This is a genomic window from Dyella lutea (genome assembly GCF_024158035.1).
Taxonomy (GTDB): domain Bacteria; phylum Pseudomonadota; class Gammaproteobacteria; order Xanthomonadales; family Rhodanobacteraceae; genus Dyella_A; species Dyella_A lutea.
This window is the reverse complement of sequence record NZ_JAMZEK010000001.1, coordinates 453867-467176: the sequence shown is the minus strand read 5'-3', so window position 1 is coordinate 467176 and position 13310 is coordinate 453867. Positions and strand designations below refer to the sequence as shown.

Sequence of the window (13310 nt, the reverse complement as noted above, 5' to 3'; positions counted from 1 at the left end):
TCGCCCTTTGTGGCGGCCACGGTGGCCGTCCCCGCGCCAAGGCCCGCTCCAGTGATCGATCTGCTCCGCGTCATCCTCCTCGGCATCATCGAAGGCATCACCGAGTTCCTCCCCATCTCCAGTACCGGGCACCTGCTGATCGCGGAAAAGCTCGGACTGGGCGCGCGATCGGACCTGTTCAACGTCGGCATCCAGGCCGGCGCGATCCTTGCGGTGACGCTGATCTACTGGAAGCGCATCTGGCAGCTGCTGACGCAGTGGCGCGATCCGGCCAACCGCGACTACCTGGCCAAGCTGACTGTCGCCTTCCTGATCACCGCGGTGCTCGGGCTGATCGCCGTGAAGATGGGATTCAAGCTGCCGGAGACAGTGACGCCGGTGGCCTGGGCGCTGGTGATCGGCGGCGTGTGGATGATCGCCGCCGAGCAGCTGGCTGCGCGGCGGCCACCGAGCACGCAGGTGACCTGGACGGTGGCGATCCTGGTCGGTGTCGCGCAGATGGTCGCCGGGATCTTCCCGGGCACCTCGCGCTCCTCGGCGACGATCTTCACCGCGCTGCTGGCCGGTACCGGCGATCGACCCGCCGCGACCGAATTCGCGTTCCTGGTCGGCATCCCGACCATGTATGCAGCCACTGGCTACGAACTGCTGAAGGTGCTGAAGAACGGCGGCGTCGCCCACGAGGACTGGACCGCGCTGGCAGTCGGCTTCGTGGTGTCGGCGATCGTCGCATTCGCGGCGGTGAAGTGGCTGCTCGGCTACATCCGCACCCACCGCTTCACCGCCTTCGCGGTCTACCGCATCGCACTGGGTCTGGCGCTGCTGGCCTGGATGCCGCTGGGTAGCTGAACCCGCGCCGGAGCCTTCGCCACCGCTGACGGTGCCGGCACCGTCGGTATCGACGGACGCTTCAGCACGTCCGGCTCGTTCAACGCGTCGAACAGCTCGCGCACCCAGCCGATGAAGGCGCGCACCCGCGCCGACAGGTGCCGCTTCTGCGGGTAGACGATCCATACCGGCTTACCGGTGGAGCGCACGTCGGTCATCACCAGCTGCAGCATCCCCTTGCTGAGCAGGCATGAGGCCAGCAGATGCGGCGCCTGGGTGATGCCCAGCCCTTCGCTCACCGCCTGGATCACCGACTCGCCGTCGTTGATCAGCAGGTGCGCGTCGATGTCCACTTCGATCTGCCCGTCCGGTCCGTCGAACTGCCACTGCCGCGGCTTGCCGTTCGGGTACACGTAGTTGATGCAGCGGTGGTGCCTGAGGTCGTCGATGCCGGCCGGGGCACCATGCCGCGCGAGGTAGTCGGGTGAGGCGAGCACGACATTGCGCAGGTAGCCGATCTTGTGCGCGATGTGGCTGGAGTCCTCCAGCTGGCCCACGCGGATCGCGCAATCGATGCCCTCGCCGTTGAGGTCGCCGGGCAGGTCGCTCATCAGCAGTTCGAGGCGAATGTCCGGATAGCGTTTCTCGAATTCGGCCAGGCGCGGGATCAGCGCCGCGCGTCCCACGCCCAATGACAGCCCCACACGCAGCTTGCCCGCCGGCTCGCGACTGGCCTCGCCCAGTGCCTCGGTCGCCTCGCTGAGGTCGGCGAGGATTTCCCTGCAGCGGGCGTGGAACGCGGCGCCGTCCTCGGTCAGCCGCAGCGAACGGGTGGAACGGAACAGCAGCCGCGCGCCGAGCCGGGCCTCCAGCCGGGACACGGCGCGACTGACTCCGGAGGGCGTCATGCCGAGCTGGGCGGCGGCGGCGGCGAAGCTGTTCGCTTCGACCACGCGAACGAAGACTGAGATGGCGGAAAAGTCTTCCATCAGGGGTTTCCTCGGGCGATTGGTGACTGGGAGTCACCATTGCATTGCACCAAACGACGGTTTTCTATACCGGACAGTGTACCTATTCTCCCGGGCCTCGCCGACTCCCCCCGGTTCGGCGCACGTTGCTCAGGGAGCCCGTCATGCAGAAACGCTGGATCTTCATCGCCCTCGCCGTGGCGCTCGCCGCCGGCAGCTGGGCCGTCCTGGACCATCACGGCAGCAGCCAGGCACAGGCCGCGCCGCCGCCCCCCGCCGTCACCGTCGCCCAGACCCTGGTCCGGGCCGTCGGCGACACCGCCCAGTTCACCGGCCACCTGCAGGCCGTCGACACCGTGCAGGTGCACCCGCGGGTCAGCGGCTACATCGACAGCGTGCTGTTCAAGGAAGGCACGCTGGTGCACAAGGGCGAGCTGCTGTTCCGCATCGATCCCCGGCCGTACCAGGCCGAAGTCGACCGTCTGCGCGCCAATCTCGTCCAGGCCCGTGCCGAGGCGAAGCTGGCCGAAGAGAATGCCGCGCGCGGCACGCGGCTGGTGGCCCAGCATGCGATCTCGCGTGAGGAGGCCGATCGGCTGGACACCGCCGCGGCCAGCGCCCGCTCGCAGATCGCCGCCACCGCCGCGGCGCTCGACGCCGCACAGCTCAACCGCGAGTTCACCGAGGTGCGCGCGCCGATCGACGGCCGCGTCGGCAATGCCGCCATCACCGCCGGCAACCTGGTCACGCCCGCCGACGTGCTGACCAGCGTGGTCAGCGTGAACCCGGTCTACGCGTACTTCGACGTGGACGAGCACAGCTACCTCGAACTGGACCACCTGCGCCGCGACCACCGCAGCCCACCGCGGGTGGCGATGGCCCTGGCGGACGAATCCGGCTTCCCCCACGCCGGCCGCCTCGATTTCGTCGACAACCAGCTCGACACCGCCAGCGGCACCATTCGCCTGCGCGCCGTGTTCGACAACAGCGACGGCCGCTACACCCCGGGCCTGTATGTGCGCCTGCAGCTACGCACCGACAGCGCCAAGCCGCGTGCACTGATCGACGACCGCGCCGTCGGCACCGACCTCGGCAACAAGTTCGTCTACGTGCTCGGCAAGGACGGCAAGGTGAGCTATCGCAAGGTCACCACCGGACCGCTGGTCGATGGCCTGCGTGTGATCGAGCAGGGCCTGGACGCCAACGACGTGGTGGTGGTGAACGGCCTGCAGCACGTGCGCCCCGGCATGCCGGTGAACCCGACCCGCGTGTCGATGGAGTCGCGCAGCCTGGACCCCGATACCCAACTGGCCTCCGGCGGCAGCAATCCGTCGCAGGGCCCGGCGCTGACCCGCGCCCAGGACTGATCCCATGAAACTCGCCCAATACTTCGTCGATCGACCGATCCTCGCCGGCGTGCTGTCGGTGCTGATCGTGATCGCCGGTGCGATCTCGCTGTTCCAGTTGCCGATCAGCGAGTACCCGGAAGTGGTACCGCCCACCGTGGTGGTGCGCGCCAGCTACCCCGGCGCCAACCCCAAGGTGATCGCCGAGACCGTCGCCACGCCGCTGGAAACCCAGATCAACGGCGTGGAAGGCATGCTCTACACCTCCTCGCAGGCGACCAGCGACGGCGCGATGACGCTGACCGTCACCTTCGCCCTCGGCACCGACCTGGACAACGCCCAGGTGCAGGTGCAGAACCGCGTGGCGCAGGCCCTGCCGCGGCTGCCGGAGGAAGTGCAGCGACTCGGCGTGACCACGCAGAAGAGCTCGCCCGACCTGACCATGGTGGTGCACCTGATCTCGCCGGACCAGCGCTACGACATGCTGTACCTGTCGAACTACGCGCGCCTGCACATCAAGGACCAGCTCGCCCGGCTGGACGGCGTCGGCGACGTGCAGATCTTCGGTGCCGGCGAGTACAGCATGCGCGTGTGGCTGGATCCGGACCGCATGGCCCAGCGCGGCCTGACCACCGGCGACATCGTGCACGCGATCCAGGAGCAGAACGTGGATGTGGCCGCCGGCGCGCTGAACGCGCCGCCGGACCGTGGCAACGCGGCGTTCCAGCTCAACATCAACACCCGCGGCCGGCTGGTCAGCGCGGACGACTTCCGCAACATCGTGGTGCGCACCGGCAAGGACGGCGCGGTGACCCACCTGCGCGATGTCGCCCGGGTCGAGCTGGGTTCGAACAACTACGCGCTGCGCAGCCTGCTCGACAACAAGCCGGCGGTGGCGCTGCCGGTGTTCGCCCGCCCCGGTTCCAACGCGATCCAGATCTCCAACGAGGTCCGCTCGCTGATGGCGGGCCTGAAGAAGGATTTCCCGCAGGGCGTCGACTATCGCATCGTCTATGACCCGACCGTGTTCGTGCGCGGCTCGATCGAGGCGGTGGTGCACACGCTGTTCGAGGCGATCGTACTGGTGGTGCTGGTGGTGATCCTGTTCCTGCAGACCTGGCGCGCGTCCGTGATCCCGCTGGTCGCCGTGCCGGTATCGCTGGTCGGTACCTTCGCGGTGATGCACCTCGCCGGCTTCTCGCTCAACGCGCTGAGCCTGTTCGGGCTGGTGCTGGCGATCGGCATCGTGGTCGACGACGCGATCGTGGTGGTGGAGAACGTCGAGCGGCATATCGAGCACGGCATGGCGCCGCGCGAGGCGACCAAGCAGGCGATGAAGGAAGTGACCGGGCCGATCGTGGCCACGGCGCTGGTGTTGTGCGCGGTATTCGTGCCGGCGGCCTTCATCAGTGGCCTGACCGGCGAGTTCTATCGCCAGTTCGCGCTGACCATCGCCATTTCCACCGTGATCTCGGCGTTCAACTCGCTGACCCTGAGCCCCGCCCTGTCCGCCCTGCTGCTCAAGGAACGCGGCGCGCCGAAGGACAGGCTGAGCCTGGCGATCGACCGCGGCTTCGGCTGGCTGTTCCGCCCGTTCAACCGCTTCTTCGTGCGCAGCGCGAACGGCTACGTCGGCGGCGTGAAACGCGTGCTGGGCAAGGGCTCGATCGCGCTGGTGATCTACGGCGGCCTGGTGCTGCTGGGCCTGTTCGGCTTCGCCAAGGTGCCGACCGGTTTCGTGCCGGCGCAGGACAAGCAGTACCTGGTGTCGTTCGCGCAGCTGCCCGACGCCGCCTCGCTGGACCGCTCCGAGGACGTGATCCGCCGCATGAGCGCGATCGCGCTGAAGCAGCCCGGCGTGGAGAACGCAGTGGCCTTCCCCGGCCTGTCGATCAACGGCTTCACCAACTCGCCGAACAGCGGCATCGTGTTCGTCACGCTCAAGCCGTTCGACCAGCGGCGCGATGCGTCGCTGTCGGCCGGTGCGATCGCCGCGGCGCTCAACCAGAAATTCGCGTCCATCCAGGACGCCTACATCGCGATCTTCCCGCCGCCGCCCGTGCAGGGCCTGGGCACCATCGGCGGCTTCCGCCTGCAGGTGGAGGACCGTGGCGACCTCGGCTACCAGGAGCTGTACAAGCAGACCCAGAACCTGATCGCGGCGAGCCGTAAGGAGCCGGCGCTGGCCGGGCTGTTCTCCAGCTACCAGGTCGCGGTGCCGCAGATCGATGCCGAGGTGGACCGCGAGAAGGCCAAGGCCGAGGGCGTGGACCTGGCCGACGTCTACCAGACCATGCAGGCCTACCTGGGCTCGCTGTACGTGAACGACTTCAACCGTTTCGGCCGCACCTATCAGGTGAACCTGTCGGCCGAACCGCGATTCCGCCGCGAGCCGCAGGACATCACCCAGCTGAAGACGCGCAACGCGGCCGGACAGATGGTGCCGCTGGGCTCCTTCGTCACGGTCAGCCAGACCGTAGGTCCGGACCGGGTGATGCACTACAACGGCTATCCCACCGCCGAGATCAACGGCGGCCCGGCGCCGGGCTACAGCTCGGGCCAGGCACAGGCGGCGATCGAGCAGCTGGCCCACAAGACCCTGCCCAACGGCATGAGCTTCGAATGGACCGAGCTGACCTACCAGCAGATCCTCGCCGGCAACACCGCGGTGCTGGTGTTCCCGCTGTGCGTGCTGCTGGTGTTCCTGGTGCTGGCCTCGCTGTACGAGAGCGTGACCCTGCCGCTGGCGGTGATCCTGATCGTGCCGATGGTGCTGTTGTCGGCGATCTTCGGTGTGTGGCTGTCCGGCGGCGACAACAACATCTTCACCCAGATCGGCCTGATCGTGCTGGTCGGCCTGGCGTGCAAGAACGCGATCCTGATCGTCGAGTTCGCCCGCGAGGCGCAGATCCTGGAGGGCCTGGACCGCGTGCAGGCAGTGCTGGAAGCCGCGCGGCTGCGGTTGCGGCCGATCCTGATGACCTCGTTCGCCTTCATCATGGGCGTGGTGCCGCTGGTGCTCTCGCACGGGGCGGGTGCGGAGATGCGTCACGCGATGGGCGTGGCGGTGTTCTCCGGCATGCTCGGGGTCACCTTCTTCGGGCTGGCCTTCACCCCGCTGTTCTACGTGTTGATCCGCGGCTGGAGCGAGCGCAGCGCCGCGCGTCGCGCCGCCCGCAACGCCGCCGCGCCGCTGTCGCGGCCGGCGCTGGAGGAGCATTGAGATGAATCATCCAATCCGTTGGAGTGCGCTCGCCGGTGCGCTGTTACTGGCCGGCTGCATCAGCGTGGGGCCGGACTATCACCGCCCCGAGGAAAAGCCGGTGGCGCTGCAGGGCGTCGATACTGCGCGAGAGTCCGACACGGCCTTCCAGGCCGCCTGGTGGAAGCAGTTCGGCGATCCCACGCTGGATGCGCTGATCGCCCGCGCGGCGAAGAACAGCCCCGACCTGAAGATCGCCGTAGCCCGTCTGAAGCAGTCGCGTGCGGTGCTCGGCAGCACCGAGTCGCAGCAGTGGCCGGACATCCAGACCACCGCCGCGTACAGCCGCAGCCGCGAACAGGCGCCCGGATTCAGCAGCGAGCGCAACACGGTCACCAGCTACCAGGCCGGCTTCGACGCCAGCTGGGAGCTGGACCTGTTCGGCGGCGTGCGTCGTTCGGTGGAAGCCGCCCGTGCCGACAGCGAGGCCAGCGAAGCGGCGCTGCAGGACGCGCAGGTCAGCCTGTTTGCCGAGGTCGCCCGCTACTACTTCGACCTGCGTGGCACCCAGCTGCGCCAGGACGTGGCACGCCGCGACATCGCCAACCAGCAGGCCTCGCTGAAGCTGATCGCCAGCCGCGCCGAAATCGGCACCGGCTCGGACCAGGACGTGGCCAGCGCCCGCGCCCGCCTCGCCGGCGTGCAGGCGCAGCTACCGCTGCTGGAAACCCGGGCGCAGGCCGACCGCTTCCACCTGGCGGTGCTGCTCGGCGAACGGCCGGGCGCGCTGGACGTCGACCTGTCCGCGAAGGGCTTCAAGCCGATTGACGCAGTGCTGCCGGTCGGCCACGCCGACGACGTGCTAGCGCGCCGGCCGGACATCCGCGTCGCCGAACGCGAGCTGGCCGCGGCCAACGCACGCATCGGCGTGGCCAGGGCAGACTGGTTCCCGCACGTCTCGCTGGGCGGTTTCGTCGGCTTCCTGGCCGGACGCAGCAACGACTTCGGCAGCCCGGCCACCCGCGCCTGGTCGGTAGCGCCGAGCATCCGCTGGGACGGCCTCAACGTGCAGCGGGTGCGCTCCGGCGTGAAGGCCAGCGAGGCGCGTGCCGACGAAGCCCTCGCCAACTACCAGCGCACCGTGCTGCGTGCGCTGGAGGACGTGGACAACGCGCTGGTCGGCTACAACCAGCAACGCGAACGGGTGCAGCACCTGGTCGAGCAGGCCGAGCAGAGCCGTCATGCCGCTTCGCTCGCCAGGGCGCGCTACCAAGCCGGTGCCGCCGACTACCTGGAACTGCTGGACGCCGAGCGCACCCAGTTGGCCGCCGAAGACCAGCTGGCCGCCGCCGAGGCCGACGTGAACCTGCAGGCGATCGCCCTGTACAAGGCCCTGGGCGGCGGCTGGCAGGCTTGTGGCGACGTGCAGTGCAGCGTGGTGGCCAAGGTCGACTGAGAAGCGACCTGGGGCACATCGCCATGGACGGCGACGCACGGGACAGGAGGCGCTGGCTAGCGCTGCACCATCAGCGCGAACCAGCGCCAGTTGGGTACGCGCTCCGCAATCAGCTTGGCGCTGGTCAGCATCGGCACCGCCAGCAGCGCGCCGGGGATGCCCCACAGGAAGCCCCACAACAGCAGCCAGATCAGGATCGCCACCGGGCTCACCCGCATGCGCCGGCCGAGGATCATCGGTGTCACCAGGTTGCCCTCCACCACCGTGATGCTGGCGAACACCAGCGCCGGCAGCAGTGCCTGGGTCAGCTCGCGGAAATTCATCATGCCGACCAGCAGCAGGATGGTGGCGGTGGTGATCGCGCCGACGTAGGGAATGAAGTTCGCGATCATCGCGATGCTGCCCCACAGCAGCGGATCAGGCACGTGCAGCAGCCACAACATGAAGGCAGTCACTGCGCCCAGCGTCATGTTGATCATCGTGGTGGTCAGGATGTAGTGCGAGACCTCCGTCTGGATGCTGCGCACGATGCTCACCGCGTGCCGCTTGTGGTGGAAACTGGGGATGATCTCCACCAGCCTGCGCAGCAGGTCGTCGCCATAGATCAGGAAGAAGAACACCAGCAGGGCCACGGTCAGCACGGCGGCGAGCACCTTCGGCGCAGCGGCCAGCACGTCCCAGGCGGTGACCGCGACCGAGGCCTGCCGCGGCGGCTGCACGCGCACCGCGACCTGGCCGTTGACTAGGCTCTGGGTGGCGCGACTGGCCGCCTCCAGTGGCTGGGTGATGCCCTTGAGCTTGGGCACGAAGTTGCGCAACGCCGCCGGTGCATCGTGGAACCAGCCCAGCGCCGGCTGCGCCAGCGCCACGGCACCGGCGCCGATACCCCCCATCAGGGCGATCATCAGCAGGCTGGCGCTGAGCCAGCGCGGCAGGTGGCAGCGCGCGCCGAAAGCGACGATCGGATTGAGCGCAACGCCGAGAAAGGCCGCGAGCACCAGCGGGATCAACAGCACCTTGATCACGACGATGGTGTAGAGCACCGCCAGCAGCAGCAGCGTGCTGAGGGTGAAACGGAGCGCCCGGATGTGCCCCCGCGTGCCGTGCGGAGCGCGGGCACGCCGCCGCTCGATCCGCGGCGCCGGTGGCAACGGGGCCACGACCGGCAGGGGCACAGGCGACGGGGCCGACGCCAGTTCGACGCCAGCTCCCGGCGCAGGGTCGGTATGGCTCATGGGCTATCCGGCGGTTCCTGATCGCCGCCGCCCGGGTCGACCAGTCCGTCCAGCCCGTTCTCGACCAGCAGACGCACGCCCTGGGTCAGCAGCGGCAGCAGGCCACTGCCGAGCAGAGATCCCACCCCCGGCACCCGCAGCGGATGCACGTCGAGCTGACCCAGCACCACACCGGCACCGGCCGCCACGCTCACGCTGGCGACCGGGTAGTCGCGCACGCGCTGCAGCAGGGCGTGGGCCGGCTCGCCCAACTCGGCACGCGCGGCACGGACCTCGGCCTGGGCGAGGCGGACCTTGGCGAGTCGACGGGTCACACTCATGGTGGCGGGGTCCGGGCGGGATCGGTGGTGGCGGCGTCCGCTTCGCGGGCCTTGGCCGCCGCGCTGCGCATCATCGCACCGAACTCGCCGCGCGTCGCCGGCAGGCTGAGCCAGTGCAGCGCTCGCCGGAACAGCACGATCGCCGCGGTCAGCACCGCGCCCTGCAACAGCACCAGCACGGCGAGCGCCCATAGCCAGGAATCGAACCAGCGGGCCAGCGCTACGCCGATCAGCGCCAGCACGGTCAGACCCAGGCCGACGCCGGCGACCGTGGCGACCAGGCCAAGCGCCAGCAGCAGCGAGACCGCTCCGCGCGCCAGCGACAACTCGGCCAGGAACAGCCGCCACTGCGCACCGAACAGGTGGCGCACCGCGTGGGCGAGACGCCCCAGTTCGTCCAGCAGGCGCGACGACGCGGCGGGGTCCGGTGGGGTCTCGGCGGCGGGCTCGCCGCGCGGAGTCTCATCCATGCATGACGGTCCGGTGCGCGGGTCGCTGATCAGCGGCGCAGCAGCCGGCCGAGCAGCCAGCCGGCACCCAGCGCGATGGCCATCGACTGCAGCGGCTTCTCGCGGACGTAGTCGCGTGCCTGATCGACCCAGTCCTCGGCGCGATCGCGGGCGTGGTCGTAGGCTTCGCGGCCGCGCTCGCCATATTCGGTGGCCTTCTCGGTGGCATGGGTAGCGGCGCCCGCGGCCTTGTCGGTGGCACGGTGCAGACCTTCCTCGACCCGGTCGGCGGCGCGGTCGACCGCTTCCTTGGTGCTGGTCACGGCGTGCGAGGTGGCCTGCTTGACGCGCTCGGCGCCCTCCTCGATGCGTACGGCGGCGTTCGGGCGGTCAACGGTGGAGCTGGCGATATCGGCGGGTTTGTTCATGGGTGACTCCCGGGGGGCAGTGGATCGGACGTGACGGCGGACAACGGACCTATCTGGCGGCGCGGCGGAAGAACGCCACCACGGCCAGCACCAGGAAGATCACGAACAGGATCTTCGCGATACCCGCCGCGGCGCCGGCGATGCCAGCAAAACCGAACACGCCGGCAATGATGGCAATGACCAGGAAAACCAGAGCGTAATGAAGCATGGCGCAATCCTCATGCGGACGAATTGACGGTGGGCATGTACATGCCTGGTTGCGCCATTACCCCATACCGGACGCCTCGCCCATGTGAAGAAGTGCCTGAATCACCTGAAGATTCGATCACCTTTCCGATGACGTTCCCGGCCCGTCGTAGGTCACCCGGTACACCGCGCCGGCCAGGTCGTCGCTGATCAGCAAGCTGCCATCCGGCAGCATCTGCACGTCGGCCGGGCGTCCCCAGGCCTTCTCGTCCTGCATGAAGCCGGTCACCAGCGGCTCGTAGGACAGCACCTTGTCCCCCTTCAGCCGCACCGTCATCACACGGTAGCCGGACTTCTTCGTGCGGTTCCAAGAGCCGTGCTCGGCGATAAGGATCGCCCCCCGGTAGCTGGCCGGGAACTGGTGCCCGGTGTAGAAGCGCATGCCCAACGAGGCGACATGCGGGCCGAGCTTGAGCGCAGGCGCACGGTAGTCGCTGCAGCGTTTGCCCTTGCCGAACTCCGGGTCGAGCGTGTCGCCCTGGTGGCAGAACGGAAAGCCGAAATCCTGGCCGATGCGGGTGACTTCGTTGAGCGTGTCGCTGGGCATGTCGTCGCCCATCAGGTCGCGCCCGTTGGAGGTGAACCACAGGCGCCCGGTACCGGGCTGCCAGTCGAAACCGACCGAGTTGCGGATGCCATAGGCGACATCCTCCTGATCGCCGCCGTCGGGATTCATGCGGGTGATCTTGGCGTAGGCCTTGCCGCGGTCGCAGACGTTGCACGGCGCGCCGATCGGCACGTACAACTTGCCGTCCGGGCCGAACGCGATGAATTTCCAGCCGTGGTGCATGGCGGTGGGAAAGGCATCGCTGACCAGCTGCGGCGCGGGCGGGTCGTCCAGGTGGTTCTCGATGTCGCGCAGCACCAGGATCCGGCTCACCGCCGACACGTACAGATCGCCATTCCTGAACGCCACGCCGACCGGCAGGGTCAGGCCGCTGGCGATCACCCGCACCTGGTCGGCCACGCCGTCGCCGTTGCGGTCGGTGAGCGCGTAGACCTTGCCGGCGTCGTTGGAGCCGACGAACACGGTGCCCTTCGCACCGACCGCGATCTCGCGGGCGTTCGGCACCTGGTCGGCGTACACGGCGATGTGGAAGCCCTTGGGCAGGGTCAACCGGTCGAGGTGGATGGCGGCGGACGCCGGCAGGGCGACCAGCGCCAGGAGGACGGCAAGCATGCGCATGGGACGATCCTCGGTGGGGGTACCGGACCACCATATACCGGTCACGTGAAACTTCGCGACCGTTGCCGACGGGCTCTGCTACCGTTACCGGCCTCATCGAGGGGCAGGCATGAGCGAACTGCAGGACCTCACCACGCTGGTGCGCGCCACGACGCCACTGCTGGTGATCGAAACGGTGGACGAGCAGCGGGTGATCGACTGCTTCCGGCATGTCATCGCGCAATCGCTGCGCCCGCTGTGGCGCTGGACGATCACCGACGGCCTGGGCCGGCTGGATTTCACCCATGCCGATCCGGATGTCGCCCCGGACGTCACCACCACGCTGGAAGCGATCCGCAGTGCACCCGACCCGGGTGTGTTCCTGCTGTTCGATTTCCACCCGCTGGTGCGCTACGCGATGAGCCAGCGCATGCTGCGCGAGATCGTGCAGCGCCAGCGTTCGGCGGCGCACACGGTGGTGCTGGTCGGCGCCAAGGTGGAACTGCCGGAGGAACTGGAAGCGCTCGCGCTGCGCGTGCCGCTGGCGCTGCCGGACCTGAAGGAGCTGGCCGGCATCATGCGCGGCGAGGCGGCCGCCTGGCAGCGCGAACACGGTCGCCGGCTGGAAGTGGACAACGAGGCCGCACGCACTATCGTGCGCAACCTGGTCGGGCTGTCTGCGACTGACGCGCGGCGCATCGTGCGCAAGCTCATCTACAACGACGGCGCGCTCGGCCAGCACGACCTGCCCGAACTGATGCAGTCGAAATTCGAGCTGCTGAACCGCTCCGGCCTGCTGCACTACGAATACGCCACCGCCAGCTTCGCCGATGTCGCCGGTGTACGGCACGTGCGCGAGTGGGTGCAGCGACGGCGCGCGGTGTTCCTGTCGCCCGAGTCGGTACCGATGCTCGACCCGCCGAAGGGCCTGCTGCTGCTCGGCGTGCAGGGCTGCGGCAAGAGCCTGGCGGCCAAGGCGATCGCCGGCGGCTTCGGCGTGCCGCTGGTGCGGCTGGACTTCGGCACGCTCTATAACAAGTACCAGGGCGAGACCGAGAAGAACCTGCGCGAGGCGCTGGCCAGCACCGAACTGCTCAGTCCCTGCGTGCTGTGGATCGACGAGATCGAGAAGGGCCTGGCCGGTGGCGGCGAGGACGGCGGCGTGTCGCGCCGCGTGCTCGGCTACCTGCTGACCTGGATGGCCGAGCGCAAGGCCAAGGTATTCGTGGTGGCCACCGCCAACGCCGTGCACGAGCTGCCGGCCGAGCTGCTGCGCAAGGGCCGCTTCGACGAGATCTTTTTCGTCGACCTGCCGACCGAACCGGTGCGCGCGGAAATCTTCCGGCTGCACCTGGAACGCCGGAAACTGCCGGTGGAGAACTTCGACCTGCCGGCGCTGGCCGAAGCGAGCGAAGGCTTCTCCGGTGCCGAGATCGAGCAGGCCATCGTCAGCGCGCTGTATGACGCGGTCGGTGCCGACGCTACGCCGGACCAGGCGCATCTGCTCGCCGCACTTGGCCAGACCCGCCCGTTGTCGGTGCTGATGCACGAGCAGGTCGACGCCCTGCGCGCCTGGGCCCGGGATCGCTGCGTGCCGGCTGACTGACCGGGACCCGCCCGCGGCGATGGCGCATGTCATGGTCCGGCAACGGCGGTGCGGGACGATG

General features: G+C 68.8%; 12 protein-coding genes. 5 read left to right on the top strand and 7 right to left on the bottom strand.

Annotated features, from left to right (window positions below):
* The first annotated feature begins 51 nt into the window (after positions 1 to 51).
* Positions 52 to 849, top strand: coding sequence for an undecaprenyl-diphosphate phosphatase (locus NC595_RS02160; protein WP_253564615.1), 798 nt, complete (start codon positions 52 to 54; stop codon positions 847 to 849).
* Here the strand turns inward: NC595_RS02160 and NC595_RS02155 are convergent.
* The gene (locus NC595_RS02155) at positions 795 to 1817 is read right to left on the bottom strand and encodes a LysR family transcriptional regulator (protein WP_253564613.1); all 1023 of its coding nucleotides are present in this window, start codon (positions 1815 to 1817) and stop codon (positions 795 to 797) included. The genes NC595_RS02160 and NC595_RS02155 overlap by 55 nt on opposite strands.
* Positions 1818 to 1960: 143 nt before the next feature.
* Here NC595_RS02155 and NC595_RS02150 point away from each other — a divergent pair, with 143 nt between their 5' ends.
* The 3 genes from NC595_RS02150 to NC595_RS02140 are packed head-to-tail and all read left to right on the top strand — an operon-like array spanning position 1961 to position 7800.
* Positions 1961 to 3163: an efflux RND transporter periplasmic adaptor subunit gene (locus NC595_RS02150; protein ID WP_253564608.1), complete on the top strand. Its 1203-nt coding sequence runs from the start codon at positions 1961 to 1963 to the stop codon at positions 3161 to 3163.
* Positions 3164 to 3167: 4 nt separating this feature from the next.
* Entirely contained in the window at positions 3168 to 6365 is a 3198-nt protein-coding gene (locus NC595_RS02145) for an efflux RND transporter permease subunit (protein WP_253564607.1), read from the top strand.
* 1 nt (position 6366) lies between these two features.
* Positions 6367 to 7800, top strand: coding sequence for an efflux transporter outer membrane subunit (locus NC595_RS02140; protein WP_253564605.1), 1434 nt, complete (start codon positions 6367 to 6369; stop codon positions 7798 to 7800).
* Positions 7801 to 7856: 56 nt separating this feature from the next.
* On the opposite strand, the gene NC595_RS02135 is transcribed toward NC595_RS02140, so the two are convergent.
* From NC595_RS02135 to NC595_RS02110, 6 genes are all read right to left on the bottom strand, one after another.
* Positions 7857 to 9035 (bottom strand): AI-2E family transporter, encoded by a 1179-nt coding sequence (locus NC595_RS02135; RefSeq protein ID WP_253564603.1) that lies wholly within the window; start codon positions 9033 to 9035, stop codon positions 7857 to 7859.
* Positions 9032 to 9355: a hypothetical protein gene (locus tag NC595_RS02130; RefSeq protein ID WP_253564601.1), complete on the bottom strand. Its 324-nt coding sequence runs from the start codon at positions 9353 to 9355 to the stop codon at positions 9032 to 9034. The genes NC595_RS02135 and NC595_RS02130 overlap by 4 nt, the downstream gene beginning before the upstream one ends.
* A complete protein-coding gene (locus tag NC595_RS02125; RefSeq protein WP_253564599.1) occupies positions 9352 to 9825 on the bottom strand; it encodes an ABC transporter ATP-binding protein in 474 nt (157 codons plus the stop codon). Before NC595_RS02125 ends, NC595_RS02130 begins: the two co-directional genes overlap by 4 nt.
* A 29-nt stretch (positions 9826 to 9854) precedes the next feature.
* A complete protein-coding gene (locus tag NC595_RS02120; RefSeq protein WP_253564597.1) occupies positions 9855 to 10232 on the bottom strand; it encodes an ElaB/YgaM/YqjD family protein in 378 nt (125 codons plus the stop codon).
* A 49-nt stretch (positions 10233 to 10281) separates the two neighbouring features.
* Positions 10282 to 10440, bottom strand: coding sequence for a DUF1328 domain-containing protein (locus tag NC595_RS02115; RefSeq protein ID WP_017461609.1), 159 nt, complete (start codon positions 10438 to 10440; stop codon positions 10282 to 10284).
* A 117-nt stretch (positions 10441 to 10557) separates the two neighbouring features.
* Entirely contained in the window at positions 10558 to 11664 is a 1107-nt protein-coding gene (locus NC595_RS02110) for a PQQ-dependent sugar dehydrogenase (RefSeq protein ID WP_253564595.1), read from the bottom strand.
* A 109-nt stretch (positions 11665 to 11773) separates the two neighbouring features.
* Here NC595_RS02110 and NC595_RS02105 point away from each other — a divergent pair, with 109 nt between their 5' ends.
* Positions 11774 to 13249: an AAA family ATPase gene (locus NC595_RS02105; protein WP_253564593.1), complete on the top strand. Its 1476-nt coding sequence runs from the start codon at positions 11774 to 11776 to the stop codon at positions 13247 to 13249.
* Positions 13250 to 13310 lie beyond the last annotated feature (61 nt).

What these genes read in the sequence shown, in the direction of transcription:
- NC595_RS02155 (WP_253564613.1), bottom strand. Translation starts at nt 1,817, where the DNA reads ATGGAAGACTTTTCCGCCATCTCAGTCTTCGTTCGCGTGGTCGAAGCG.
- NC595_RS02150 (WP_253564608.1), top strand. Translation starts at nt 1,961, where the DNA reads ATGCAGAAACGCTGGATCTTCATCGCCCTCGCCGTGGCGCTCGCCGCC.
- NC595_RS02145 (WP_253564607.1), top strand. Translation starts at nt 3,168, where the DNA reads ATGAAACTCGCCCAATACTTCGTCGATCGACCGATCCTCGCCGGCGTG.
- NC595_RS02140 (WP_253564605.1), top strand. Translation starts at nt 6,367, where the DNA reads ATGAATCATCCAATCCGTTGGAGTGCGCTCGCCGGTGCGCTGTTACTG.
- NC595_RS02135 (WP_253564603.1), bottom strand. Translation starts at nt 9,035, where the DNA reads ATGAGCCATACCGACCCTGCGCCGGGAGCTGGCGTCGAACTGGCGTCG.
- NC595_RS02130 (WP_253564601.1), bottom strand. Translation starts at nt 9,355, where the DNA reads ATGAGTGTGACCCGTCGACTCGCCAAGGTCCGCCTCGCCCAGGCCGAG.
- NC595_RS02125 (WP_253564599.1), bottom strand. Translation starts at nt 9,825, where the DNA reads ATGGATGAGACTCCGCGCGGCGAGCCCGCCGCCGAGACCCCACCGGAC.
- NC595_RS02120 (WP_253564597.1), bottom strand. Translation starts at nt 10,232, where the DNA reads ATGAACAAACCCGCCGATATCGCCAGCTCCACCGTTGACCGCCCGAAC.
- NC595_RS02115 (WP_017461609.1), bottom strand. Translation starts at nt 10,440, where the DNA reads ATGCTTCATTACGCTCTGGTTTTCCTGGTCATTGCCATCATTGCCGGC.
- NC595_RS02110 (WP_253564595.1), bottom strand. Translation starts at nt 11,664, where the DNA reads ATGCGCATGCTTGCCGTCCTCCTGGCGCTGGTCGCCCTGCCGGCGTCC.
- NC595_RS02105 (WP_253564593.1), top strand. Translation starts at nt 11,774, where the DNA reads ATGAGCGAACTGCAGGACCTCACCACGCTGGTGCGCGCCACGACGCCA.